This is a genomic window from Stenotrophomonas sp. B2, assembly GCF_014947095.1.
Taxonomy (GTDB): Bacteria; Pseudomonadota; Gammaproteobacteria; order Xanthomonadales; family Xanthomonadaceae; genus Stenotrophomonas; species Stenotrophomonas maltophilia_P.
Genome location: NZ_JADCQA010000020.1, coordinates 1 through 23,380, shown reverse-complemented (window position 1 = coordinate 23,380; position 23,380 = coordinate 1). Strand labels below are relative to the sequence as shown.

Here is a 23,380-nt window from a genome sequence, read left to right as displayed (position 1 = left end):
ATCTGGCGCGCAATCGCCAGCATGCCGCGCTGATCGCCAGCACCACCCCAATCCGCCGCCAACTGAGGTTTCACCATGCCTACCGAAGACCAGAACACCCCGGCCACCCCGGATACCACCCCGACCGACGTCCAGCCGGCCGACACTGGCGCACCGCCGGTTGCCGACGGTGGCGACACGTCGCAGCCCGCTGCTGCTGAGCTGGATGCCTTCTCCGCCGGCGTTGAAGCCGCACGCGAGCAGGAGGCCCGCGAGGACGCACTGCCCGGCGATGTCCCGGCTGCAGCGGACGGCCAGCCGCCGCAGGACGGCGCACCGGCAACGCCGGCAGCAGACCCGAGCGCACCGCCAGCAAATGAGCAGCCGCCGGCACAGCCTGCACAGCCGCAGCAGCCGACTGTGGAGGACGAGGTCAAGCAGTTGGGCCTGAAAGAGCGTGCGGCTGAGCGCTTCCAGGAGCTGCACACCCAGGCCCGGGATGCCCGGGAGAGGGTCAGCCAGTGGGAGCAGACCGTGGAGAGCACGGGCTGCACGCCGGAGCAGTTCGGCGGTGCGCTGCGCTACCTGTCCGACATCAATTCCGGCGACCCGAAGCGCATGGCCGAGGCGTACGAGCGCATGCAGGGCGAACTGCAGTGGCTGGGCCAGCAGCTGGGCCGTGAGGCGCCTGGCTTCGATCCCCTCAGCGCCCACCCGGACCTGGCCGGCCGCGTCAGCTCCGGCGACATCAGCCGCGACGTCGCTCTGGAACTGGCCCAGCATCGGCAGGCCGGCCAGCTGCAGCAGAGTCATACGCAGGCGCAGCAGGAGCGCCAGCAGCAGGACCTGCAGTACCAGCAGGGTCTGGCGTCCGTGCAGCAGCTGGGCGCGCAGCTCCGCGCGGGCGATGCCCAGTTTGACCAGAAGCTGGCGCTGCTGGCGCCGACGATTGACATCATCCAGCGCACATTGCCTCCGGCGCAGTGGCCGGCCGAGATTCACCGCGCCTACCTGGCCCTGCCGGCCACGGCCGTCGCTGCTCCCGCAGCACCGGCTACACCTGTCGCCCGCAGCGCTCCCAACCCGGTCAGGGCGAATTCTGCGGCACCGGTGGCGCCGAAGATCACCCCCGAGAACGCGTTCGACATTGGGGTGCAGGCGGCCCGGGCGCGCGGGCAGTAACGGAGAAGGGGCCTTTCGGCCCCTTGCTCTTTAATCGACCTTCGGAATTGACACCACGTTGAAAAGTGGCTCATTCCCGATCTGGCGGCCATCCGGCCGGACAAGCCAAGCCGACCATTCAGTGAATCGCCTGCGGCATCCTGAAAGACCCTGGCCTTTGCTCCAGGATCCATCGAGACCGAACACGGCGTCGCCATTGCCATGCTGGGCGTAGATCGCGAAAGAATCCCCGATGATGATCGAGGCGTTCCAGTTGCCCTGCATCCGGTCCACGGTTGCCTCGATGCCAGCCACACGGATCTCCACCTGGTAGTCGCCACCCACATAGGTGACGGTCCCGTTGTCCCGGGGGAAGAAAACGCCGGTGTGCTCGCCGGTCAGACAGATTGCGGAAAGACTGCCGCCCTGACCGTGGTTGGCGTCAACGGACATGAACCACTGCCCCCTGTTGATGTAAAAGCGGCCTGGCGGCACTTCCGATGCTTCGGCCACGAAAAATGCAGTTACGGGAAAGCTCATTCCATTGCCCCTGTTTGAGTTAGCCGGCTTGCCCCGGCCCGCTGAGTGTATCCCCAGCGGCCATTGACGCGCCCACCAGCACTGGCATCTTGACCAGCGAGCGGCACACCAGCCGCCCCGCGTGTGACGTAAGCCGGGTTCGCCGCCGGTAGCGCTGTAACGAGCCTCGCGCCCTCGGAACGCGGAAAGACCCTCAGCCCCTGCGGGCTGGCCATCTTTCCTTCCGAGGCCATTCCTATGCCACTTACCGCCGCACAACTGCTGTCTGGTGCCAATACCCAGCTGCAGTCCTACTCGAAAGAGGACCCGATCGATCAGTTCACCACCCAGCGACCGCTGGCCAACTGGCTGATCCAGAACAAGGTCGATTCGATCTTCGGCAACGGTGTCTACAACGAGAAGGTCCGCTACACCAACGACTCGAACTACCAGAACTACACCGGTGACGACCAGGTCACCTACAACCGCAAGAAGACCGTGCGTCTGGCCCCGTTCCAGGCGTACGAGGCCTTCGACGGCTTCACCCTCAACGAAACCGAGCTGGCCAACAACGGCATCATCCTCACCGATGACCGCAATGCGGTGATGACCGAGGCCGAGAGGATCCAGATCGTCAACATCCTGGACGAGAACTGGACCACCCTGAAGGACGGTTTCCAGGAGAACTGGGACATCGAGGTGCACCTGGACGGCGCAACCAACCCGAAGGCGGTTCCGGGTCTGGACGCGCTGGTCAGCACCACCCCGACCGTGGGTACCGTCGGCGGTATCGATCGCGCGGCGACCCCGTACTGGCGCAACTGGGCCGACATCGGCATCAGCACCGCCACCGCCGGCAACCTGATCTCCCACATGGAAACCCTGTGGCGTAAGGCCATCGCATACGGAAAGTTGGGCGCGCCTGACTTCATTCCGGTCGGCTCGGATATGTACGACGCCATCCAGGCCGATGCGCTGAAGGTCATGAGCCGCCAGATCACCATGGGCACCTCGGCTACCGGTGGCGTCACCCTTGACCCGTCCACCAAGGCACTGGCCTTCAAGGGCGTGCCGGTGGTGTGGGATCCGACCTTCGACGCCCTGGACGACCTGCTTGGCACCATCGCGGTGCCGTGGAAGAAGCGCGGCTACTTCCTCAACAGCAAGTCGCTGAAGCTGCGCCCGGTGAAGGGCCGTTGGATGGTCCGCCGCACGCCGCCGCGCGTGTACGACCGCCACACCCACTACTTCGGCATGACGGCGCACTACGGCCTGACGCTGAAGAAGGGCAACAGCAACGCGGTCTTCTCGATCGCCTGACCCCACGCAACGCCGGCGGGGGGCACACCTCGCCGGCAGGAGAACGAAATGCCGAACGTGAAGACGCTCCCGACCGGGGGCACCATCGTCAAGCTCAACAAGACCCCGCTGCTGGGCGGCTGGGGCCGCGAAGGCTTGGCCAACCTGGGCGGCAACACCGCCGTGACCAGTGGCGTGCTGCTGCAGGGCCATGAGGCTCCGGCCGACGGCAGCACCCCTGCCGCAGGCAGCTCGGGCTGGTTCACCGTGCTGAGCGCATCCGCCAACCTCGCGCCAGTGGTCGAGATCGCCGACCTGCCGGACTTCATCCGCACTGGCACCGCCGCGACGGCGCCGATCACCCTGGAGGGCGTGCAGTAATGGCCAAGACCGTCTCCCTGCTGTTGCTGACGCTGGTCATCGACCGCGACGCAACCACGAAGCTGCCGGTGCAGATCTTCGACTACGAGCTGCCGATCGTGGAAGAGCTGTATCCGCCGGAGTCCATCAGCGAGTCCAAGCGCGAGGCCATCGAGGTCAAGGACTTCGACGTCTCGGAGGTCTTCGCCGGCCTGCAGAACAAGTACGGCCGCACTGCCGAGGGTGCCGAGGCACTGAAGTTCGCCTACCGCAACGAGCGCGACTTTGCCAAGGCCGTGCAGACCAGCATCAGCTCGGCCAAGGATGAAGCTGAGCAGGTCGACCAGGACGACGAGGAAGAAGAAGACCAGCCGACCGAGCTGGAAGCCCTCGCCGGCAAGACCGTCGCGGAGATCGAGGCGGAACTGGACAACCTGACCGACGAGGACCTGCACGAGCTGGCGGCGATCGAGAACGCCCGCGAGAAGCCGCGCAAGGGTGTGCTGGATGCCATTGCCACGGCACTGGGCGACCAGGGCAGCGAAACCGTTTAAGTCCGCTGGCGGCGGGCTGGCGGCCGGCCGGGGCGACTCGGTCGGCCGTTTTTCTTTCTGGAGAACGATATGGGCGGCAACAACGCACCGATCATGGTCAACGGCGGCAACGTCTATGACAGCCCGCTGGGATATGACGCGCCGATCAACTACGACACCGGGCAGGTGAACCTGGCATCGCTCGGCGTGGAGTGGTCATTGAAGAAGGCCAGGCAGGAGGTGATCCGCCGCCTGGGCTTCGTGGTCGAGCCGGTGAAGGTGCAGCGCACGTTCACCCAGCTGCGGCAGACGGTGTCGACTGCGCTGGGCTTCACCTACGTTGGCACGCCCGCACCCCGTACGATGGCAGCGCTGCGCCTGGACCTGCTGCGTCGGCTCGGCTTCTCTGCACAGGCCACCGCCGACGCCTGGGCACCCGGCGTGAAGGAGCTGCTGACCAACTTCCTGTCCGAAGCGCAGGTCGCCCTGCAGCACCAGTACCGGCTGAGCGTCGGCACGCCGCTGGGACCGTTCCAGGACGATGCCGACGTGACCACGCTCGACCCGTGGGCCGTGTTCCTGCTGGCACTGGCCAATGGCAAGGCACACCACGGTCAGCAGGATGCGAAGGCCTACTACGACCAGCTGGGCGGCTACATCACCACGGTGGCCAAGTCTGCGGACGTGGACCAGATCATCAACACCGCGCAGGACTCGCTGCTGCAGCGGTACGCCATGGACCGCTACGGCGACGGCAAGGCGCCGCTGGTGGATGGCGACGACAAGACCCTGATCGACGGTGTGGCCGTGGAGATGCAGGCGATCGCCGACGCGAAGGCCAAGTACGGCCAGAAGGACGCGGAGGTCTACTACAGCCGCCTGCAGGAGATGGCACAACGCCGGCCGTTCGACCTCGATGCCATGGTCGACAGCTTCATCCGCGATGCTCAGGACCAGCTGTACCAGCAGTACAAGGAGCTGCGAACGGAGCGCTGGTGGACCATCCAGTGCGTGCCTGGCGCCAACCTGTACGACGTTCCGCTGGACCTAGACCAGTACCTGGACTTCCGGCGTATCACCTGGGCGGGCATCCAGGACGACGTGCAGTGGACCCCGCTGATCGAGGGCATCGACCCCGTGCTTTACACCAGCGACTCCCTGAGCAAGCCGGCCTACTACCGGATCACCGGCTGCATCGAGATCTTCCCGGCACCTGACCGCGCATACCTCATCAAGATCAGGGGGCACCTGGGCCTGAAGTGGCTCACCGGTGACAACGACCTGCTGACGGTCAACAGCCGCGCGGTGTTCCTGCATGCGCTGGCGAATGCGAAGGCGCACTACAAGCAGCCCGACGCCGGCAACTACATGCAGCAGGCGCAGGCCTACGTGCGGCAGCTGATCGCGGGATCGCACGGAACGCGGCGCTACATTCCGGGCACGCGGCAGATCCCGGCCGCACGGCGCCCGATTCCTGTTGGCGGCTGGCCGGGGGACAACTGATGCGCGCGACCTACCTGACCGCCGTGAAGGCCGGCATCACCCGCCTGCGCGACAAGGGCGGCGCGTCGGAGGATGCGCTGTTCGACCTGCTCAACGGCTACGTGACCGCTGCCCGAACCATCCGCATGCGCCAGGCGGCACGGATCCACCTCGATCTGCCTCCCGGAACGATCGGGCTGACCTCCTTCAAAGGGGCTTTCGTTGTCTACGCCGACCAGGTGATGCCGGCGGGCCCGGGCTACTCCGTGGTGGTGCTGAAGCACCCGAGCAACGGCGCGGCCACGTTGAAGGAGATCCACTACTCGCTGCCGTTCCTCGGGTTCCTGTACGTGGTTGCCGAATTCTCGGACGGCACGACGTATCACTACTGGCTGGAAGAGGGGAAGCCGTGGGCGGCCGGGACCACCTACCTGCCTGGCGCGCTGGTAAGCCCGACGGTGCCCAACGGCCTTGCATACCGGCTGGTCGACACCGGCGGCGGACACTCGCCGTGGGAGGCGTACGCGACCCGCGCGGTCGGCAACGTCGTCGTGCCGACGAGCAACAACGGATTCCAGTACACCGTCACCGGTGTGAGCGGCGCCAACGCTCGATCTGGCGACACCGAGCCACAGTGGCCAGCCACCGACGGCGCGACGGTCAACGAAGACGTCCCGATCGAGAACCCCCTGGCCAACGCTGGCAGCGGCACGGCCGGCGCCCCCGTTCCGCAATGGACTGCCGCAAAACAGGCGGCAAAGGGAGACCTGATTCGGCCGGTGAACCTGCCAGCGCCGACGGCGACGGCAGCCATCAACGGCGACTTCAGCGGAGGGAACACTGGTTGGGACGTGGAGGGGGGCGCGCAGATCACGGCGGGCCGTCTGGAGTTGCCCGGCCGCATCAGCGACGGAACCGCGGTCAATCAGGCACGGTTCGTTGTAGCCGACGGCGCGAGCCTGAGCGCAACCGCCCTGATCGACCAGGGTTCAGCCGTTGCCGGTGCAACGCGCGGGTGGGTTGAGATCCGGTGGTACGACGCCGAAGACGTGATGGTCTCGTACACGCAGGGCTCGATGGTGACCGATGGCGTGGCGACGTCCACTGCGACCTCGGCCAGGCCGGCAGGTGCTGCCTACGCGCGGGCGGCGATCGGCCTCTGGTCCGTGGCGGACCACAGCCATTCGACGTTCGGCGACAACCTGGTGGTGAGCGGAGCGGCAAACGGACTTCCCGCAGGGCTGGTCTACCGGGCGGTGCAGGACGCACCCGGCCACACTGGCGCCAGCGAACCGGCGTGGCCGAACATCCTCGGCAGGCGGGTGGTGGATGGCGGCGTGACCTGGGAGGCGGTCGCCATCACCCGAGTCACCTGGAGCGCATCACCACTCTACGTCAGCGGCGGCAGTGAGCCAGTGTGGCCAACCACTATCGGCGGCACCGTGGTGGACGGTAGCGTCACCTGGCAGGCGGTGAGCCGGCGCGTGGAGGATCCGAACTGTCCGAACAGCAAGGTGGTGCTGATCGGTGCGTCCAAGGTCTTCGCCGGCAATGGCGACACCGTGCCATACAGCGCCACCGTGGCGCCGAAGGACTGGAGCAGCGCCAACGATGCAGGCTTCCTGCCCACCGGCCTGCAGAACTACGGCGCAAACCCGGTGGCGGCCATGGGCCTCTACCGCGGCAACCTGGCCGTGTTCAACGCCGAAGCGTTCCAGCTGTGGCAGATCGATGAGGATCCCTCCAGCATGTCGCTGTTGGACGCGCTGCCGATCGGCAGCACCCAGCACCGCGCGATTGCGGCGGTGGGCAACGATCTGCTGTTCCTGGCCAGCCAGGGCGTGCGCAGCGTGGGTATTGCGGCCAGCAGTACCAATTTCCAGGCTGGTGACGTGGGCATGCCCATCGATCCGCTGGTACAGGCGTGGCTGGCCGATCCGGCGGTGGTGCCGCGCGGGCTCTACTTCCCCGCGGCAGGCCAGTACTGGCTGATGTTCGCCCGTGGTGGGCAAACAGAGGTGTTCGTCTACACCATGACCCAGATCGGCCAAGTCGGCGCATGGTCGCGGTATGTGTTCCCGTTCGAGGTGCATACCTGGGCGATTCAGGGCGATTCGCTGTATCTGCGCTCGGCCGACCGCATCTATCGCATGGTCGACGGCGCCGTCGGCGACGAGCTGGAGCCCGGTGTCTTCACGCCGTTCCAAGGTGTGATCCAGTGGCCATGGCTGGATTTCGGCCCCGCGGGCGTCACGAAGATGCTGTACGGGTTCGAGGTTGTGGGCCGCGGGAAGGTCGGCATCCAGATCGGATTCGACCAGACGAATGGCGGTGCCTTCACGCCTGCATATGAAGTCGACCCAGACACCCTGACCGGCGGGCCGGTACCGATGGCGATGGCCGCGCCCACGTTCTCGGTCCGGCTGGTCTATAACGGCGCGCAGGCGTGGCAGTGGAACGCCTTCGGCCTGTACGTGCAGGACTTCCGGCCGATGGCATGACCATTGATCAACACGGGCTGGAAGTCAGCATTTCCGCATGATTTCCCCCCGTCTCCCGCGCAATGTTGTGCCCTGTCGGCCACTCCACCTGGTGGTGTTGGCCGACATTCTTCGGCGCGAAGAACAGCGCCAGTTCCTGGCCGTCCTGGGCGGCGACGCCTACAACCCGGACACCACCGCGCACGCGTTGGTGAACGCCTGGGCCACATCTTCCCCCTACGCGCTCACCGTGCTGCGCGCCGATGGCACGCCCGCTGCTGCTGGCGGATTCGAGCCCGTTGGCCCCGGCATCTGGCAGTCGTGGATGGTAGGGACTGAAGAGGGGTGGGCGGAACAGTGGCGCGCCATGACGAAGGCCAGTCGATGGCTGATGGAACAGCTCTTCGCTGGTGGGGCACGGCGTCTGCAGATCAATGCGCTGGCCGACCGGCTGCGAGCCATCGAGTGGTTCGAACGCTCTCTGGGGATGCAGAACGACGGCGTCTGGCAAGGCCAGGGCGCAAACGGCGAGGACATCGCCCATTTCTCACGCATGCGAGGTGCCTGATGGGCGGCAGTAGCGGAAGCAAGGCGGCCAATGCCGCCGCACAGACCGAAGGGTGGCGGACCACCAACATCAACCGCGCCACCGACCAGGTGAACCGGCTGTACAGTTCTGCCAACCGACAGGCTGGCTATGACGATTTTCTGGCCGCTACCCAGGATTTCTACGGCGGCGAGCTGGGTCGGCAGAAGGAGCAGGCAGACCGCAGCCTGAAGTTTGCGATGGCACGCAGTGGGCTGGCCGGCGGCTCGGCCGCGATCGATGCCAACCGGCGCCTGGGCGAAGACTATCAGCGCGGCGTACTGGATGCCGAGCGCTTGGCGCAGGGTGCGCTGGCCGACCTGCAGGCGGCGGACGAGACCTCCCGACAGAACCTGCTGTCGCAGGTCGCCGGCGGCATGAGCCTGACCAGTGGCGCCACGCAGTCCGCTCAGGCGCTGCAGGGCAACCTGCAGGCCGCGCAGGGCCGGCTGCGGGCAGACTCGCTGGGAGAGATCTTCGGCGGCCTCGCCGACGTGTACACGCGCAGCCGTGAGGCAGCAGCAGACCGCCGGGGCTTCCGCGACGTGTACAACACCCTGTATCAACCCGGCTTTGGCTACGGCGGTGCCCGATGAGCGCCATGCCGGACGTGATCAACACCATGGCCCGCCTGGTGAGCCAGCCTTCGCTGGCTGACATCGTGCAGTTGCAGGACCTGTGCGCGCAGCTGCCGCAGGCGGATATGCCGGTGCAGCACACTTTCCTCCCCGGCCAGTACCTGCGCCGTATGTCGATGCCAGCCGGCGCCCTGGTGGTGGGGAAGCGGCACCGCTTCCGGCATGCCCTGATTGTCTCCGGCCACGTCACTCTGCGCACCGCCGACGGCATGGTCGAGCTACAGGGCTTCCACGTCATCGACTCGCCGCCGGGCATGAAGCGTGCCATCTACGCGCATGCGCCGAGCGAACTGGTAACGGTCCACCTCACGGACGAAACGGACCTGGAGCGGATCGAGGCGCTGGTGATCATGCCCGACGACGAGCCGCTGGAACTGGAGGCAAAGCCATGACGTGGGTCGCAACTGCAATCGTGCTGCTCGGCACCGCAACGCAGCAGTACACGCAGAGCCAGGCCAACAAGAAGGCCGACCGGAAGGCAGCGAACCGGATCTACCAGCAGGCGGAGAATCAGGAACGTGCTGATTACGCGGTGAACCAGCTTCTGGGACAGCGCGCCACGGACGATGGCAGCGCCGAGCGCACCAGCACCGAGCGAGCGCTTCTCGACCAGTCACAGGCCGCCCAGCTGGCGGCCAGCCGCGGCCTGAACCAGGCCGGCGCAGTGAGCGACGCCTATCGCACCGCATCCAACAACGCGGCGCTGGGCATCAGCGACTATGGCCAGCGCGCAGCGAACCTGATGGCTCGGATCGACGCACCGCAACAGCTGCGGCGACGGGAAGCGCTCCAGAGCGGGAACCTCGCAGCGCAGCTCGGCCTGATCGGGCGTGAAGCGGCGAGCGATGATTTCCTCGCTCAGTTGCAGCTGCAGGGCATCCGCCCGGATCCGTGGCTGACTGCTGCTGGTCAGATCGCGCAGGGCGTCGGTCGAGGCATGGCAGGGCGCGCAGGCGGCGCGGCAAGCACGGCAGGCTCCGCTGGCTCGCTGGGGGGCTTCGGTAACCAGGCCGGCACCTGGTACCAGAATTCGAACCTGTGGGGGCGCTGATATGGCTGGAAATGGATGGATGTCTCTGGGCGAGGCACTTGCCGGTGGCGGCTCCCGCGACGAGCGGGCCTACCAGGGTGGGCAGACCCGCGCTGCGCAGCTCGCGTCACTGTTGGCTGGCGCACAGATCAAGCGCGATGAGGCGATGGCCCGCGACCAGCTGCAGGCGAGCATTGGCGGCGTGGTGGCAGACCCCGCACAGGCCAATCTGCTTGCCACGGCGCTTCGCGGCGGCTTCGACCCGACGAAGATCTCAGGCTACACCGGCGCCGCGCAGGAACAGGGATTCCGAGGCGATGCCGTAGCCAGAGCGCTGGCCGGCGACTGGGCAGGGGCCAATGCCAATCTGGTAGGCGTGGCGAACGGCCCCATCGAACTGGCCGCCATCCAAGGCCAGAACCTGATCAACAACCGCCTGCTGCCCGGCGGCGGTGGAGTCAGCACCACCGAGCAGGGGCGCGCAGGCATGCTGGCTGATGCCGCCCGAGCGCGTGCCTCCGATGCTAGCGCCGCCAACTCGTTCGCATCCGCGGCGCGGACCCGCCAAGCCATGGGCATCGACGGCGCCCAGTTCGCGTTGCAGCGTGCTGGTCAGTGGAATCCTGCTGGCAAGAACGCCGGCGGCAACTCACCACTGCCGGTGTCGGCGTTGAGGGAACTGTTGGGGGTGGAGGATGCCTTGGGGGGCACGCAGGTGCTGGCTGACATCATCAGCAAGAACGCGCAACGCCTGGCGGATGGATCTCTGCAGGTGAGCCCTACCAGTTCGCTGCTGGCGCGCGGTCGCACGTTGGCCGGTATTGCTACCCCCGGAGACGTGAACTACAACGAATGGCAGGCCGACCTGACCAAGATCGTCAACGAATCGCTGCGGCTCAATAAGGGTGTGCAGACCGAGGGAGATGCACAGCGCGCTGCCAATGAGCTCATGAGCGCAAACGACCCAGCCACTGCGGCGGCAGCACTGAAGCGCCTGGCTGGCTTCAACCAGCAGGCGGTTGAGCTGCAGCAGCGGAAGGCTGCACTTATCAACGGCAACTACGGCCGTCCAGCAAGCCCCGGCGCGATGCCCAACGCTGTAGAGGCGTTCGGCGGCGGCGCTGCACCAGCACCGGTGCCAGCCGGCCCTGCCCGCCGTCGCTTCAACCCGGCCACGGGGAGGATCGAGTAATGCCGATCGAAGTTGAGCTGCCTGACGGCAGCATCGCCGAGTTTCCCGATGGCATGCCTGATGATCAGATCAATGCGGTGCTGCAGCGGCAGTTTGGCGGAGGGCAGATGCCCATCACCGACCTGCCAGCGGTGCAGGCGCTGCCGCCTGATTTTTCGGGCGTGACTTCGACCACCGACAGCACTGCCGCCGGCAGGCAGGTGGATGGCTGGCGCGCTGGCCCGTTGCGCGACGCCGCGTTCAGCCTGCGCTCGGTGCTGCAGGGAGGCGGCAGCCTGTTGGGCGCCCTGGGCGGTGATGCCCTGGGCACGCTGGAAACGAAGATCACCGGCCGACCCGTGGCCAGCTTCCGCGACAACGCTGCGCGCTTGGCCGATGTTCTGGGCCTGCCGCAGGCACAGACTGCTGGCGACCGCGTGCTGGGCGATATCGGCGAGGCGCTGACCGGTACCGCACTGACGCTTGGCGGCGGCGCAGCCCTCAATGCAGGGCGTGCGGTGGCACCCACGCTGACTTCAGCTGCACCGGCGCCCACGGCAGTACCTGGTCTTGCCGAGCGCGCTGGAGAATTCCTCACTGCCCAGCCAGTGCTGCAGGCGATCAGCACGATCGGCAGTTCTGGTGCGGCCGGGCTGGCCCGAGAGAGCGGCGCAGGTCCTACTGGCCAGTTGGCGGCCGCACTCGCCGGCGGCATCGGCCCGGCGGCTCTTATGCAGGGCGGCGCTGCCGCTGTGCGAGGTGCAGTGCGCGGCCGCTCCGGCGAGGCTATGCGGAACACCATCGCCGACTTCGAAGCGCTGGGAACGACACCTTCCGTCGGCCAGGCATCGGGCAACACCAATCTGCAGGGCGTGGAGAACCTGCTGGCGGGAGCGCCGACCAGCTCGGGGGTGATGCGCCGTTTTGCCGAGGGGCAGGGCGACGATATCGCCAGGAACCTCGGGGAGCGATCGCGCGCACTGGCGGCAGATCCCACCCGGCAGAACGCCGGCACCGCCATCGAGAAGGGCGTCGCGGCCTTCAAGGGCGACGTCACCGCACGCCGCCGGGCGCTGTATGACGCCGTGGACCAGCTGGTGCCGTCGGATACCCCAGTGCGCCTGGATCGGACCAATGCCGAGCTGGCACGGCTGACCGCTGTCGATCCCGGCGCGCCTGCCTCCGCCGCGTCGATGATCCCTGACGAAGTCACGCAGCTGGCGCGCAACATCGCATCGGACCTGGGTGATGGGGGGACCGCGTTGCCCTACCAGACCTTCAAGGATCTACGGTCAAACTTGGGCAACGGCCTGTTCGACTTCACCCTGACCCCTGACCGGGCCACCTCGCAGCTGCGCGGCGTGTACCGCGCCATGGGTGATGACATCGAGGCCGCTGTGCAGGCTCAGGGTGGCAAAGCCCCCGAGGCGCTGGCGCGCGCCAATGCTTACTTCAAGTCCACGCAGGAACAACTGAAGCAGCTGGAGCGCGTGGTGAACAAGGCCGGCGGACCAGAGAAGGTCTACAACGCGGTGATGGCTGGCGCGGGTGAGGGCGGCACCACGCTGAAGCGGGTGATGGAGGCCCTGCCGGATGATGGGAAAAAGTCCCTGACGGCCGCAGTGCTGAACCGGATGGGCCGTCCGACGCCGCGCCAGGCCGGTCTGCCGGCCGAGCAGTTCAGCCCAGGCACTTTCATGACCAACTGGAGCAAGCTGTCCGACGAGGCGAGGCGGGAGCTGTTTGGCCACTACGGCCCTGGCTTCGCCAAGGATATGGACCAGATCGCCCGGGTGGCCGACAACATCAAGAGTGGTTCGCAGGTGTTCGCCAACCCCAGCGGTAGCGCAAACCGCGCTGCCGCATACACCTACGGTGCTGCCCTGGTCGCGTCCCTCATGGACGTGACCGGAGCATCGACAGCCTCGCTGTTGGGAGGCGGGGTCACGGCCAATCTCGCTGCCAGGCTCTTCACGTATCCCCCGGCTGTGCGCTGGCTGTCTCGTGCCACCACCGCGCCGAAAGGCTCCGTCGTAGGCTCACTGGCCTCGCTGAGGAACATCGCCGCCAGCACCAATGACCCGCAGCTGGCCGAGCTTGCAACGGAACTACAGGAAGTAGTGCCAGACGAACGCGATCGCGCCGATAACAGCGACCGCCAATGATGCAACGATGCCGAGCACGAGAGCCCAGCCTTTGAATCCAAGGCTGGCCTCGTGCTTGCGCTCCCAGTCCTTCCGTCGGATCTCGCTCCACGCCCTCTCTGGGTGGAACTGCCCGGCATCGTTGAAACGGTCGTCTGCCATGTGGGCCTACCTCAGCTTGTTGTACTCGAGCTCGATTACCTGAGCCCAAAGAGTTGGTGGGAATAGCGCTTCTATGGAGACAAGGGTGGGCTTCAGTTCGGACATTTTCCGGCCGTAGTCCGGGTCCCGTGCTTGGAGGCGCTCGGCCAGAGCTGCAACCTCCGCCATCCCATGCGGCTCTGATTCTTTTCGGCAGGCAGCGCCCCACAGCAGTTCACCCACCGACTGGGGGGCAATATATGCCTGCTGGGTTGGACCCTGACTGCCGCCAGCACGCTTCCCGTCCAGGCCGTACTCAGTGAAAGACTGAATGATGATCGTCCGCCTCACGCAGTTGATCTGCACGAAGTTGAGAGTTTTGGAAAGCCGCTTGTGGCGCGAATATCTGTACTCGAACCAAGCGTCTGCATAGTCGCCATTTCGCGCGAGCGATGCGGTGTCCATGTAGGCGCCAAACGCGTCATCAAGCCCGTCGCCGACGTACTGCCAACGATCCTGGCCGGTCGCGCTGCCTGCGGCCAACAACAGCAGCAGAACTGCAATCCTTTTCATCCCGCCCCCTTTTCCCGGCCATCCCGGGCATCCGGATGGTACCACCAGCCCCGGCGAGCCCCGTACCAAAGGAAAGGCCCGGTTGCCCGGGCCGTTGCGTCACTCCCCCACTGTGAAGACAGGCTCCGTCCCGAAGGGTTTCCCATCATCATCCGTCAGCCAGATGCTGAAAGTGCTGATGTACTCCCATGGTTCCCGCCGCGACAGCGTTTCTTGTCCGAGGGTCGTAAAGGAAGATTGCATCTCAGGAATGTTCCATTCATGGCCGTGGAACGTAACACCCTCTTCGCCAATCGAGACAGCCGGAAGCTTCCCTGTAGCTGCAAGACCGATCTTCGCGAGGACCTGCCATCCGTTTCCGTGTGCGATACGAATGCCATTGGCAACAGGCCACTTCCCAATCTTTCCAGCCTCCGGGCCGGACAAAATGAGCCCTCGCTTGTCCTCGCCTTCCTCGTTCTCGAGCCTTATCCACCAGCCGTTGTAGATGTAGACCAGGTCACCCGCCGAGGCCTCGGTGGTCGGTATCCGTTCAAATGAATGCAGAGGTAGCGCCATCACCATCTCCTTGGTTGGAGCCCGGATTCTAGCCCGCCCGCATGGCTGCGCGTCCAGCGCCCATTGAACCGCCAGCCCCTGAAGGCACCGTAGGCCCATCACTTCCAAGGGGGCCGACAGTGGCACGAATCACAGCACAGGAGGCGGGCGGGCAGAACGTCGTGGCGTTCCTCGAGATGCTGGCTTGGGCAGAAGGGACGAGCACAAGCCCGGCAACCAAGGACCGCGGTTACGACGTGATCGTGACCGGTGCTGACCGGGTGCCGGAGGTGTTCACCGACTACTCGGTGCATCCGTTCTCGCGCGGTCGGAAGTCCAAGCGCATCAACAGCAAGGGCCTGACCTCGAATGCGTCGGGCCGTTACCAGTTCATGCTGAAGGACTATGCCCACTACCGGGACCTGCTGAAGCTGCCGGACTTCGGGCCGTTGTCGCAGGATCGCTGGGCCATCCAGCTGATCCGGGAGCGCCGAGCGCTGCCGCTGATCCAGTCGGGTCGCATCGCGGAGGCCATCGCCAAGGTCCGCAACATCTGGGCGAGCCTGCCGGGGGCCGGCTACGGCCAGCCCGAGAAGAAGCTGGCCAACCTGCTGGACGTATACCGACAGGCCGGCGGGAAGGTGGGCGGGAGCGCATGAGCATGGAAACCCAGCCGAGCCAGGACGGCCGCACTCGCCTCTCATTGGGACCCGTCGAAAAGTGGATCGTCGGCGCGTTCGCCGGCGGTGTGGTTGCCGGCGTGCTGTGGCTGGTGGGGTCGGTACAGACCCTGCTGAGCCAGCAGCAGGTCACCAACCAGCAGGTCCTGACCGTGCAGCAGCAGCTGCAGACCATCAACACCCAGCTGGCCGACGTCCCGGCGCTGAAGCTCGAACTGGCCAAGCAGGCCGTGCAGGTCGAGCAGAACAAGCAGGACATCCGGGAGCTGAAACAGCTCAGGGGGCTGAAGTGAAGGACCGTTTCAACTGGCAGGGCGTGGCCGGCCGCGCGAGTACCTGGCTGGCCACTCTCGCCGCCGCCGCCGCCGCCGCGCTCGGCGCCTATGCCCTCATGCCGGAGCGCGCGCAGAACCTGTTCCCCGAGTGGGGCCTGATCGTGCTGGGCAGCCTGGCTGTCGGCGGCGCGTTCCTGGTGCCTGTGGCGACCAGCTTCAAGCAGAAGCCGAGGGGAGGTCGCCGTGCTGATCCCTGACCCGATCCGGCCGTATGCGGACCTGATCCGCTGGGCCCTGTGGGTGCTGCTGGCCGGTGGCCTGTTCGTGGCGGGCTGCCAGCGTGGGGAGGACGGCGCGGCTGCCAAGGCCCAGGCCAGCATCGCCAAGGCCGAGAAGCAGCGCGACGACGCACGGACCGAATCCGCCGAGAACCTGCGCGCGGCGAACGCCTGCGGCGCGCTGCTGGAGCAGGTCAACGACCAGACCCAGGCGTCCATCAACGCGGCCGAGCTGGCGCGCAAGGCAGCGGCCGAAGCCGCAAGGCGTGCCGAAGCGGCAGCGGCCGAGGGCCAGCGCCGGGCCACCGCGGCCGAGAAGGAGCTGCAGGCCGCCAAGACCAGGCCGGCGTGCCGGTCCCAACTGGAGATCCAGCTGTGCGATTCCATCCCCTTGCTCTGATCGTGCTGGCGCTGGCCGGCTGTGCTCATGAACCCGAGCGGCCGAAGCTGCCCGAGGTGGTGCACATCACCGTCGAGAAGCTGGTGCCGGTCGACGCCCGCCTGACCAAGCCGTGCCCGGCCAAGCGCGCCACATCCCGCACGGTTGAGGCCGTGGTGGCCGCCTACAACGCCAACCTGATCACTCTGCAGGACTGCGACAGCCGCATGGGCGAGATCCGCAGCCTGGGCGAGGGGAAGACCCAGCCGTGAGCAAGGTCAAGCTCCAGGACAACCTTGGCCGCGTGGTGAACATCAATGCCGATGCCACGAAGGGCGCCGTTGTGGGCATCAATCTGTACGCGGCGGATGGCAAAACCCTGATCGACCCGGCCGTGTTCGGCGGTGACGCCGGCGGCAGCAGTGTGCCGTGGGATCGGCTGACGGGCGTTCCGCGAAACCTCGATGCGTTCTCGAAAATCTCCGGCATGGGCTACCCGGTGCTGGTTGCCCCCGGCCAGTGGCGCATGCGCACCTTCCAGGCCGGCGGCGGCCTGTCGATCAGCAACGGCAACGGCCGCGACGGCGACACCACGTTCCGCCTGCAGGAGGTTCTGGACACCCTCGACGGCCAGGCGCTGGTGAAGACCACGATCGACCAGTACGGCCGCGTGGTGGCCACCGCGACAGCCAGCACCGACGACCTTGCCGAAGGCAGCGCCAACCTGTACTTCACCGCCGCGCGCGCCGACGCGCGCATCGCCGCACAGAAGGGAGCGGCCAACGGCGTTGCGCCGCTGGATGCAGCCAGCAAGATCCCTACGCAGTACCTGCCGGCGCTGGCGATCACCTCTACCTACGTGGTGAACAGCCAGGCCGCGCAGCTGGCGCTGGTGGTGGAAGAGGGTGACGTTGCCGTCCGCACGGACCAGAGCCGCACCTACATCCAGAACGGCGGCACCAGCGGCACGATGGCCGACTGGACGCTGCTGCAGACGCCGCCTGACCTGGTCCAGTCGGTGAATGGACAGACCGGCACCGTCTCGCTCGACGCCGCAGACGTGGACGCCACCCGATCCGTGGTCGGCCTGCAGGGCGATGTGACGGTTACCGACATCGCCGACGCCCTCGGCCTGGGCACAGCCGCGACCCACGACGCCGCCGACTTCGTAGCCGTCGCGTCGCTGGCCACCCTTCCCAACGCCGTTGACGATGCCGCCGCCGCCACCGCTGGTGTGGCCGTCGGTGCCATGTACCGCAACGGTTCCGTCCTCTGCGTTCGCATCTCCTGAGGTAGCCCTATGACCACGAAATTTCCTGCCGAAATCGATCAGTTCGACAACCCGCAGCCGAACGACAGCCAGGCGCAGGCGCGCACGCACTCCGATCAGCACGGCGATGCCAACGACGCTATCGAGGCCGTGCAGCGCAAGATCGGCACGGACGGCACATCTGATCCGGAGACGCTGGATTTCAAGGTGGGTGCGCTGGAGAACATCGCGGACGGGCTGGGCAGTGCCGCGTTCCAGCCGTCGAACGCTTTCGCGACGGCGAGCCAGGGCGGACGAGCAGATTCAGCGGTTCAGCCGGACCAACTCAACTCAACCAAGGCGGAGCTGGAAAGCGAGATCGACACCATCCGGGATTCGGTCTTCGCCGGCTCCCCGATCTACGCGGATGTGAGTACGGGCTTGGCAGCCGTTGCGGACGGGGCTCAGTTCAAAGTGCAGTCTGGCGACAGCAATGTGGCCTACAAGGTCTACGTGCGCGTGAACTCTTCCTCCGCGAGCCTGATCACCGACGTTCCTGCCGCACAGGCGCTTGCCGCGAAGGCCGACGTCTCCGACGTGAATGCCCTTCGCCTCAATACAGGGCTCAGCACGTCCATGGTCAACAGCAGCATTGGCTCCACTACCTCGACCACCACCTCTGCTTCGACCAACTTGGTTCTGGCGAACGCGACACCTACGCCGTACCGGGCACTCCTTCTGCGTGCGCAGATTGGGTTCCGGGCAGCTGCAACCGGAGAGATTCATGTGCTTTCGCCGCGCGCGGATGGCATCGGAACGCGCACCATCGCAATTTTCCCGGTGTCCAGGCCCGCAGCCGGCATCGCGTCTATCGACCTGAACATCATCGCCGACGCCGGCTCGTACATCGCCTACAAGGCGCTCACGGGCGTGAACCTCACGTTCGATACCCCTGGCGGTACGCAGATTGGCACCGCGCGTTGGAACCCCGAAGACACGGTTGCGGTCGGCGACGTTCAGGGTCCCCCGGTTCTCTCATACACGGGACGGCTGGCCCTTCGTGTCGATATCAGCGGCACCGGCTCAGATCCGCTGGATGCTCAGGTTACCCGTGCCGCAGCGCAGGCTATGGAGGCAGACTCTCTGGCGCGAAAGGCCTCGGATTTTCTTGGCTTGGCGGCGATCGGTACCGAGGCGGTCGCGGTTGGCTCGGTTTCTGACAGCTACACGGGCAACGCCGCGGCACAGTACGGCTACGGTCCGGCAGACCCGTCTCCGGGAGGCGCGGTTTCGTTGATTCAGGCCGTATACGCCGGGAGTGGTGTCGCCATCATCGAAGCGCAAGGACCGGATCGGGTGGTCACCTTCAAGGAGGCCGTACCTTTCGAAGACGGCTTGAACACATGGCAGGCGGGCACGCATTTCACCCCATTCGACGTGCCTGTCGGTGGTCACGTCTATGTTCGGGTTGGCAGCGGTAACAACATCCGGTTCGCCAGCGGTGGCGGCCCTTCGCTCTCCACCTCTGGATTCCCGCAGGCCGGCGGCATTGGTGATGTCCAGGACTGGGGGACCGCTGCTGTTCGAGTCGCGCTGCGTGTCGAGTACCAAACTCTCAGCATTAAGCTCTCGGACGTGGTGGGGGAGGCCATTCCACCGTCTCTGCTGGAAGAGCGTTTCGACGGCGCAATGGCTGGCTGGACCCTCGCCGGTGCGATAGTGTCTCAGGGTCGCCTCGTAAGCGCGGTATCTTCGTCCTGGGGAAACCGGTGCATCCCGACGTACTACGGGAAGTCGCTGCTGATGCGCCGTACCCTGACCGCATACGCCGATGTCACGGCAGCGGCACAGGTGTGGGGCATCGGCTTTGTGCGCGACAGCGGCGGGACCGTACTGGACAGCCCTGTTGCGATCGTGGATGGAGCTACCGGACAGCTGCGGGTCTACAAGTGGAATGGAACCACCGCGCCGGGGGCTGCTGCCGCTGAGATTGCAGTGCCTTGGACCCTGGCCGGTTCGCAGGTCCGGCTGGACATGCAGCGCAGCTGGTTCTCCACGAAGTTCATCCTCACCAACAGGAAGAGCGGCGAGAAGGTCGAGCTGGTGCTGGACTATGGCGCGGGCACGGGAGCCGATAGCGGGCGTGCCTGGGGAGCGCCGTGCCTGGTGTTCCCGTCCACCACTGCCGGCGGCGTAGCCGTCGACAGGTTCCGCATGGTCGCGGACTATCCGTTCCCTGCGGCGCGGCCGGCTGCCGTCCTGCTGCTCGGCGACAGCATCACGGAAGGCTCGCAGATCGGTGGGCTGCCCTACCCGGAGTACGACAAGACCTGGTCGCGCATGGTCGAGTCCGAGCGCGCGGGGAAGGGATCGCTGGACACGGTGGTCATGGCTCGGGGCGGCCAGCTGTCCAGTCACGCCGTGAGCGCAATGGGAGAGGCTGTCTCGCTGTGCGGCAGGGATACGGTGGTGGTCGTGACGCTGGGCACCAACGATGCCCTGACTGCCGGCACACAGGCGGCATGGCGCAGCAACATGACAGCGATCCTCAATGCGCTGCGGAAGAGGACGAGCCGAATCGCCATCGGTTGCTTGCCGCCGCTGAACGGCACGCCGGCCGGCCTGCGCGCGCAGATGAACACCGACATCGTCGGCGGCTACTTCGGCGCGGATCTGCTGCCTCCCGTTCGCTTCGATCTGGCCTTGTCCGCCAACAACGACGGGGCCACCTGGGATCCGGTGATGAACTCGGGGGACAACGTGCACCCGGGTGTGGCCGGCAACCAGGCGATGCTGGCAAGGCTGCGGCTCGATCTGCCCGAGGCGTTCGAGTAGGCGAGGGCAGGGCCCGGACGGCCTGCCTCACTCGACCTGCTGCAGCAGGTCCTCGCGGTTGTTCCTGGGCGTGTTGACCGCACGGCTGACCCGGTAGGCCTCCATGGATGGGGGCTCGCTGGCCAGCAGCATCGCCATCGCATCGTCGGGATCGGCTGCCATCCACTCATCGATCTGGCTGGCCAGCAGCCAGACCGGCATGCGGTCGTGGATGTCGGCCGACACGCCGCTGCTGTCCCCGGTGATGACGGTGAAGGTTCCCAGGTTGCCCTCTGGCAGCAGCGGGCTGCTGTCCTCCCACAGGCCGGCCGCCAGCAGCGGCTCGGCCGCGTGGATGAACCATGGATCCTTCTTCCCGTCGATCGGGCTGACCGACCACTCGTAGTAGCCGGCCATCGGGATGACGCATCGGCGTTTCTTAAACGCCGTGCGGAATGCCGGCTTGGTGGCCACCGTCTCGATGCGGGCGTTGATGGTTGAGCCCTGCAGGCCCTTTGCCTTGGCCCAGAACGGCAGTAGGCCCCAGGCCAGCCGGGTGACCTGCCGGCCTTCGCCGCGGTCGAGGATCACCGACGCCCGCTGTGTCGGGGCGAGGTTGTAGCTGGGCTGGATCTCGGCCAGGCCGGGGGCAAGGTCAGCCAGCCCCGGCTGGCCGAAGTCGATCACTGGGAGCTGGACGAATCGGCCGCACATGGCTAGTCCTGAGGTAATAGGTGGCGTCTGCTAATCTCCGACCGCCGCCCCAAAAGGAATTGCGCCCATGTCGGAGTACCCGGAAGACCATGAAATTCGTGTCAAGTGGGGCCGTTTTCAGTTGGCGATAGTGTTCGGAGCCACGGCGGTGATCTGGGTGGCGTTCTGGCTGCTCATCAGCCCCGACCATGAGCGCTTGAAGACAGTGTTGACCTTGGTAGGGCTGAACATCGACATCGTGGGAGTGGTGTGGGCTTCGCTGTCACCGCCTTACTACGGGGCCTTCGCCGATGGCGGAGAACTCGAGTTCAAGCGAAAGGAGGTTCAGGAGCGGGCCTTCAGGCGAGGAATGTTGCTGGTCGCCTTGGGATTCTTGCTACAGGGCTTGTCCACCATTCTCTGAAGGATTTACGCAGCTGTCTGAGGATCTGAGACGGCAAGTCGTATCCTCCCGGCCATGCTTCCTCCGCACGGCCACTACGGTTTCCGCACCGCCCCGATCCCCTCTGGCTGGGTCCAGACCGGCGAGCGCTGGGCGCTCTGGTACAACGGCCGGGAGACGGCCGGCGTCGAACTCGATGGCGGTCCGGGGGTGCGCCTATGGCTGGAAGGCCAAAAGTTTTGGGAAGTGAAGGAAGTGCGCGCGGCGAGCGTCCGGCAGGCGAAGCGGTATGCCGAGCGCTGGTGCGCGGCCAGGCTTTATCCCGACCTGCCTCTGCGCGAGGCCGTCGCCCGATTGACGGACAGCACCCCGATCCAACTGCCGCCGCCACTGCCCGGCCTGCCGCCTACGCGCGAGCAGCAGCAACAGGCGCGGCGCCTGGCTGAGTCTGGGGCGATGGATCTGACACGGATCAAGGACGCGCTGGAGCCGCGCAAGCCGCCAGCAGAGACGAAACCCCGCGCGAGAGACGTCCGCACCAAGGCATGGGTGAGAGCAGGGCTGCAGCAGATTCGGCGGGGCGTGTAGGCGTCATCCGACCCGCAGCTTCACCACGTTGCCATCGCGCAGGCCATCGAGATAATCCGCCCAGACCTGCATCATCCGCACGCGCTCCTGCAGGTGCGATGTGCGGTTGTATGCCCGGCCGTTGGGATCCTTCACCGCGTGCGCAAGCTGGTGCTCGATGATGTCCGGGCGGAAGTGCAGGACCTCGTCCAGAATGGTGCGAGCCGTCGCGCGGAAGCCGTGGCCGGTCATCATCGTGCGGTCGTAACCCATGTTGCGCAGCGCTGCGGTAACGGCGTTCTCCGACATCGGGCGTTTGGCGTCGCGGGCTCCAGAGAACACCCACTTGTGCCGGCCAGTGATCGGCTTGATGTCCTCCAAGATTTGCAGCGCCTGCCTGGACAGCGGCACCAGGTGCGCAGCACGCATCTTCATCTTGCTGGCAGGGATGGTCCACACGGCCGCGTCGAGGTCGAATTCCTCCCATTCGGCATGTCGCAGTTCGCCAGGACGCAGAAACACCAGCGGCGCCAGGCGCAGCGCCGCGCGGGTGATGGCGGATCCGCTGTATGCCTCGATGGAGCGCAGCAGGCCACCCAGCTGCACCGGGTCAGTAATCGCTGCGTGGTGGGCTTCCTTCGGCGGCGCGAGCGCTCCCTTCAGGTCGGCAACCGGGTTTCGCTCGGCCCGGCCAGTGGCCACGGCGTAGCGCATGATCTGGCCGCAGTTCTGCATGATCCGGTGCGCGGATTCGATCGCACCGCGGTCCTCGATGCGCCGGGCCACCCGGAGGAAGTCTGGCGCGGTGAGGTCGGCCACAGAGCGTGACCCGATCCACGGGTACACGTCGTTCTTCATCCATGCTTCGACCTTCTCCGCATAGCTGCGCACCCAGGGGCGCGCGGCCAGCCACTCATTGGCGATGGTCTCGAAGCTGTCCGAGCCTAGGGCGGATTGGGCGAGGGCAGCAGCCTTCTTCTGCGCGCCCGGGTCGACGCCTCGAGCCAGCAGCCGACGGGCTTCGTCGCGGGCCTCGCGCGCGCGCGCCAAAGATACATCCGGGTACAGGCCGATCGACAGCAGTTTCTCCTTGCCGGCGATGCGGTACTTCCAGCGCCAACTGCGCGCGCCGGTCGGGGCGAGATAGAGGTACAGGCCGCCACCGTCGGTGATCTTCTGCGGCTTGTCGCTGGGCTTGGCGCGCCTGATGGCTGCGTCGGTCAGAGGCATTGGGGGTATCGCTTCAGTGGGTGCGGTCGGATACCCCTTGATATACCCCCACCGTCTCATGGATTGAAACGGATTGCCCCGGTCTGCTGCGGACAATAAAAAAGCCCGGAAACCCTTGTGATGCGGGGGTTTCCGGGCTTCTCCGGTCCTTGGCGGACCGCTCGTTGGTGGAGGTGGGC

Annotated in this window: 26 protein-coding genes; 21 read left to right on the top strand and 5 right to left on the bottom strand. The window is 66.3% G+C overall.

Translation table 11 applies throughout. From position 1 onward, the window contains the following. The first annotated feature begins 75 nt into the window (after positions 1-75). The gene (locus IMX13_RS18045) at positions 76-1,161 is read left to right on the top strand and encodes a hypothetical protein (protein ID WP_193396890.1); all 1,086 of its coding nucleotides are present in this window, start codon (positions 76-78) and stop codon (positions 1,159-1,161) included. Between the two features lie 30 nt (positions 1,162-1,191). On the opposite strand, the gene IMX13_RS18040 is transcribed toward IMX13_RS18045, so the two are convergent. After that, the gene (locus tag IMX13_RS18040; RefSeq protein WP_193396889.1) at positions 1,192-1,680 is read right to left on the bottom strand and encodes a hypothetical protein; all 489 of its coding nucleotides are present in this window, start codon (positions 1,678-1,680) and stop codon (positions 1,192-1,194) included. A gap of 237 nt (positions 1,681-1,917) precedes the next feature. Here IMX13_RS18040 and IMX13_RS18035 point away from each other — a divergent pair, with 237 nt between their 5' ends. The 11 genes from IMX13_RS18035 to IMX13_RS17985 all read left to right on the top strand — a co-directional run bounded on the left by IMX13_RS18035 (position 1,918) and on the right by IMX13_RS17985 (position 13,403). Then, positions 1,918-2,979, top strand: coding sequence for a phage major capsid protein (locus IMX13_RS18035; protein ID WP_193396888.1), 1,062 nt, complete (start codon positions 1,918-1,920; stop codon positions 2,977-2,979). Positions 2,980-3,036: 57 nt separating this feature from the next. Beyond that, a complete protein-coding gene (locus IMX13_RS18030) occupies positions 3,037-3,339 on the top strand; it encodes a hypothetical protein (RefSeq protein WP_193396887.1) in 303 nt (100 codons plus the stop codon). After that, positions 3,339-3,872 (top strand): hypothetical protein, encoded by a 534-nt coding sequence (locus IMX13_RS18025; RefSeq protein WP_193396886.1) that lies wholly within the window; start codon positions 3,339-3,341, stop codon positions 3,870-3,872. Before IMX13_RS18030 ends, IMX13_RS18025 begins: the two co-directional genes overlap by 1 nt. A 69-nt stretch (positions 3,873-3,941) precedes the next feature. Beyond that, positions 3,942-5,354, top strand: a complete 1,413-nt coding sequence (locus IMX13_RS18020; RefSeq protein ID WP_193396885.1) for a hypothetical protein — start codon at positions 3,942-3,944, stop codon at positions 5,352-5,354. Next, positions 5,354-7,834, top strand: a complete 2,481-nt coding sequence (locus IMX13_RS18015) for a hypothetical protein (protein ID WP_193396884.1) — start codon at positions 5,354-5,356, stop codon at positions 7,832-7,834. The genes IMX13_RS18020 and IMX13_RS18015 overlap by 1 nt, the downstream gene beginning before the upstream one ends. Positions 7,835-7,871: 37 nt before the next feature. After that, entirely contained in the window at positions 7,872-8,381 is a 510-nt protein-coding gene (locus IMX13_RS18010; protein ID WP_193396883.1) for a hypothetical protein, read from the top strand. Continuing rightward, complete coding sequence (locus IMX13_RS18005) at positions 8,381-8,995, top strand: hypothetical protein (protein WP_193396882.1); 615 nt, start codon at positions 8,381-8,383, stop codon at positions 8,993-8,995. The genes IMX13_RS18010 and IMX13_RS18005 overlap by 1 nt, the downstream gene beginning before the upstream one ends. Then, complete coding sequence (locus tag IMX13_RS18000) at positions 8,992-9,429, top strand: hypothetical protein (protein ID WP_193396881.1); 438 nt, start codon at positions 8,992-8,994, stop codon at positions 9,427-9,429. Before IMX13_RS18005 ends, IMX13_RS18000 begins: the two co-directional genes overlap by 4 nt. Positions 9,430-9,449: 20 nt before the next feature. Continuing rightward, a complete protein-coding gene (locus tag IMX13_RS17995) occupies positions 9,450-10,088 on the top strand; it encodes a hypothetical protein (protein ID WP_193396880.1) in 639 nt (212 codons plus the stop codon). 19 nt (positions 10,089-10,107) lie between these two features. Next, positions 10,108-11,259 carry a hypothetical protein gene (locus IMX13_RS17990; RefSeq protein WP_193396879.1) on the top strand — a complete coding sequence of 384 codons (1,152 nt, stop codon included), beginning with the start codon at positions 10,108-10,110 and terminating at the stop codon, positions 11,257-11,259. Then, a complete protein-coding gene (locus IMX13_RS17985) occupies positions 11,259-13,403 on the top strand; it encodes a hypothetical protein (protein ID WP_193396878.1) in 2,145 nt (714 codons plus the stop codon). The genes IMX13_RS17990 and IMX13_RS17985 overlap by 1 nt, the downstream gene beginning before the upstream one ends. Positions 13,404-13,550: 147 nt before the next feature. Here IMX13_RS17985 and IMX13_RS17980 read toward each other — a convergent pair whose 3' ends face one another. Both IMX13_RS17980 and IMX13_RS17975 read right to left on the bottom strand, forming a co-directional pair. Beyond that, the gene (locus tag IMX13_RS17980) at positions 13,551-14,096 is read right to left on the bottom strand and encodes a surface-adhesin E family protein (protein ID WP_193396877.1); all 546 of its coding nucleotides are present in this window, start codon (positions 14,094-14,096) and stop codon (positions 13,551-13,553) included. Positions 14,097-14,195: 99 nt separating this feature from the next. Further along, positions 14,196-14,654: a hypothetical protein gene (locus tag IMX13_RS17975; protein WP_193396876.1), complete on the bottom strand. Its 459-nt coding sequence runs from the start codon at positions 14,652-14,654 to the stop codon at positions 14,196-14,198. A gap of 119 nt (positions 14,655-14,773) precedes the next feature. Between IMX13_RS17975 and IMX13_RS17970 the strand changes: the two genes are divergently transcribed. Genes IMX13_RS17970 through IMX13_RS17940 form a run of 7 tightly spaced genes read left to right on the top strand, consistent with a single transcriptional unit; the run spans position 14,774 to position 20,329 of the window. Then, complete coding sequence (locus tag IMX13_RS17970; RefSeq protein WP_193396875.1) at positions 14,774-15,292, top strand: glycoside hydrolase family 104 protein; 519 nt, start codon at positions 14,774-14,776, stop codon at positions 15,290-15,292. Further along, entirely contained in the window at positions 15,289-15,606 is a 318-nt protein-coding gene (locus IMX13_RS17965; RefSeq protein ID WP_227255505.1) for a hypothetical protein, read from the top strand. The genes IMX13_RS17970 and IMX13_RS17965 overlap by 4 nt, the downstream gene beginning before the upstream one ends. After that, positions 15,603-15,845, top strand: a complete 243-nt coding sequence (locus IMX13_RS17960) for a hypothetical protein (RefSeq protein WP_193396874.1) — start codon at positions 15,603-15,605, stop codon at positions 15,843-15,845. The genes IMX13_RS17965 and IMX13_RS17960 overlap by 4 nt, the downstream gene beginning before the upstream one ends. Continuing rightward, positions 15,832-16,266: a hypothetical protein gene (locus tag IMX13_RS17955; protein ID WP_193396873.1), complete on the top strand. Its 435-nt coding sequence runs from the start codon at positions 15,832-15,834 to the stop codon at positions 16,264-16,266. Before IMX13_RS17960 ends, IMX13_RS17955 begins: the two co-directional genes overlap by 14 nt. Further along, the gene (locus IMX13_RS17950; protein WP_193396872.1) at positions 16,242-16,517 is read left to right on the top strand and encodes a hypothetical protein; all 276 of its coding nucleotides are present in this window, start codon (positions 16,242-16,244) and stop codon (positions 16,515-16,517) included. Before IMX13_RS17955 ends, IMX13_RS17950 begins: the two co-directional genes overlap by 25 nt. Continuing rightward, entirely contained in the window at positions 16,514-17,536 is a 1,023-nt protein-coding gene (locus tag IMX13_RS17945; protein WP_193396871.1) for a hypothetical protein, read from the top strand. The genes IMX13_RS17950 and IMX13_RS17945 overlap by 4 nt, the downstream gene beginning before the upstream one ends. 9 nt (positions 17,537-17,545) lie before the next feature. Further along, the gene (locus IMX13_RS17940) at positions 17,546-20,329 is read left to right on the top strand and encodes an SGNH/GDSL hydrolase family protein (RefSeq protein WP_193396870.1); all 2,784 of its coding nucleotides are present in this window, start codon (positions 17,546-17,548) and stop codon (positions 20,327-20,329) included. Between the two features lie 27 nt (positions 20,330-20,356). Here IMX13_RS17940 and IMX13_RS17935 read toward each other — a convergent pair whose 3' ends face one another. After that, positions 20,357-21,022 (bottom strand): SOS response-associated peptidase, encoded by a 666-nt coding sequence (locus tag IMX13_RS17935; RefSeq protein WP_193396869.1) that lies wholly within the window; start codon positions 21,020-21,022, stop codon positions 20,357-20,359. Between the two features lie 67 nt (positions 21,023-21,089). Here IMX13_RS17935 and IMX13_RS17930 point away from each other — a divergent pair, with 67 nt between their 5' ends. Beyond that, positions 21,090-21,425 (top strand): hypothetical protein, encoded by a 336-nt coding sequence (locus tag IMX13_RS17930; RefSeq protein WP_193396868.1) that lies wholly within the window; start codon positions 21,090-21,092, stop codon positions 21,423-21,425. A gap of 54 nt (positions 21,426-21,479) precedes the next feature. Continuing rightward, positions 21,480-21,992: a hypothetical protein gene (locus IMX13_RS17925; protein WP_193396867.1), complete on the top strand. Its 513-nt coding sequence runs from the start codon at positions 21,480-21,482 to the stop codon at positions 21,990-21,992. Positions 21,993-21,995: 3 nt separating this feature from the next. On the opposite strand, the gene IMX13_RS17920 is transcribed toward IMX13_RS17925, so the two are convergent. Then, complete coding sequence (locus tag IMX13_RS17920; protein ID WP_193396918.1) at positions 21,996-23,261, bottom strand: integrase arm-type DNA-binding domain-containing protein; 1,266 nt, start codon at positions 23,259-23,261, stop codon at positions 21,996-21,998. Between the last annotated feature and the right edge of the window lie 119 nt (positions 23,262-23,380).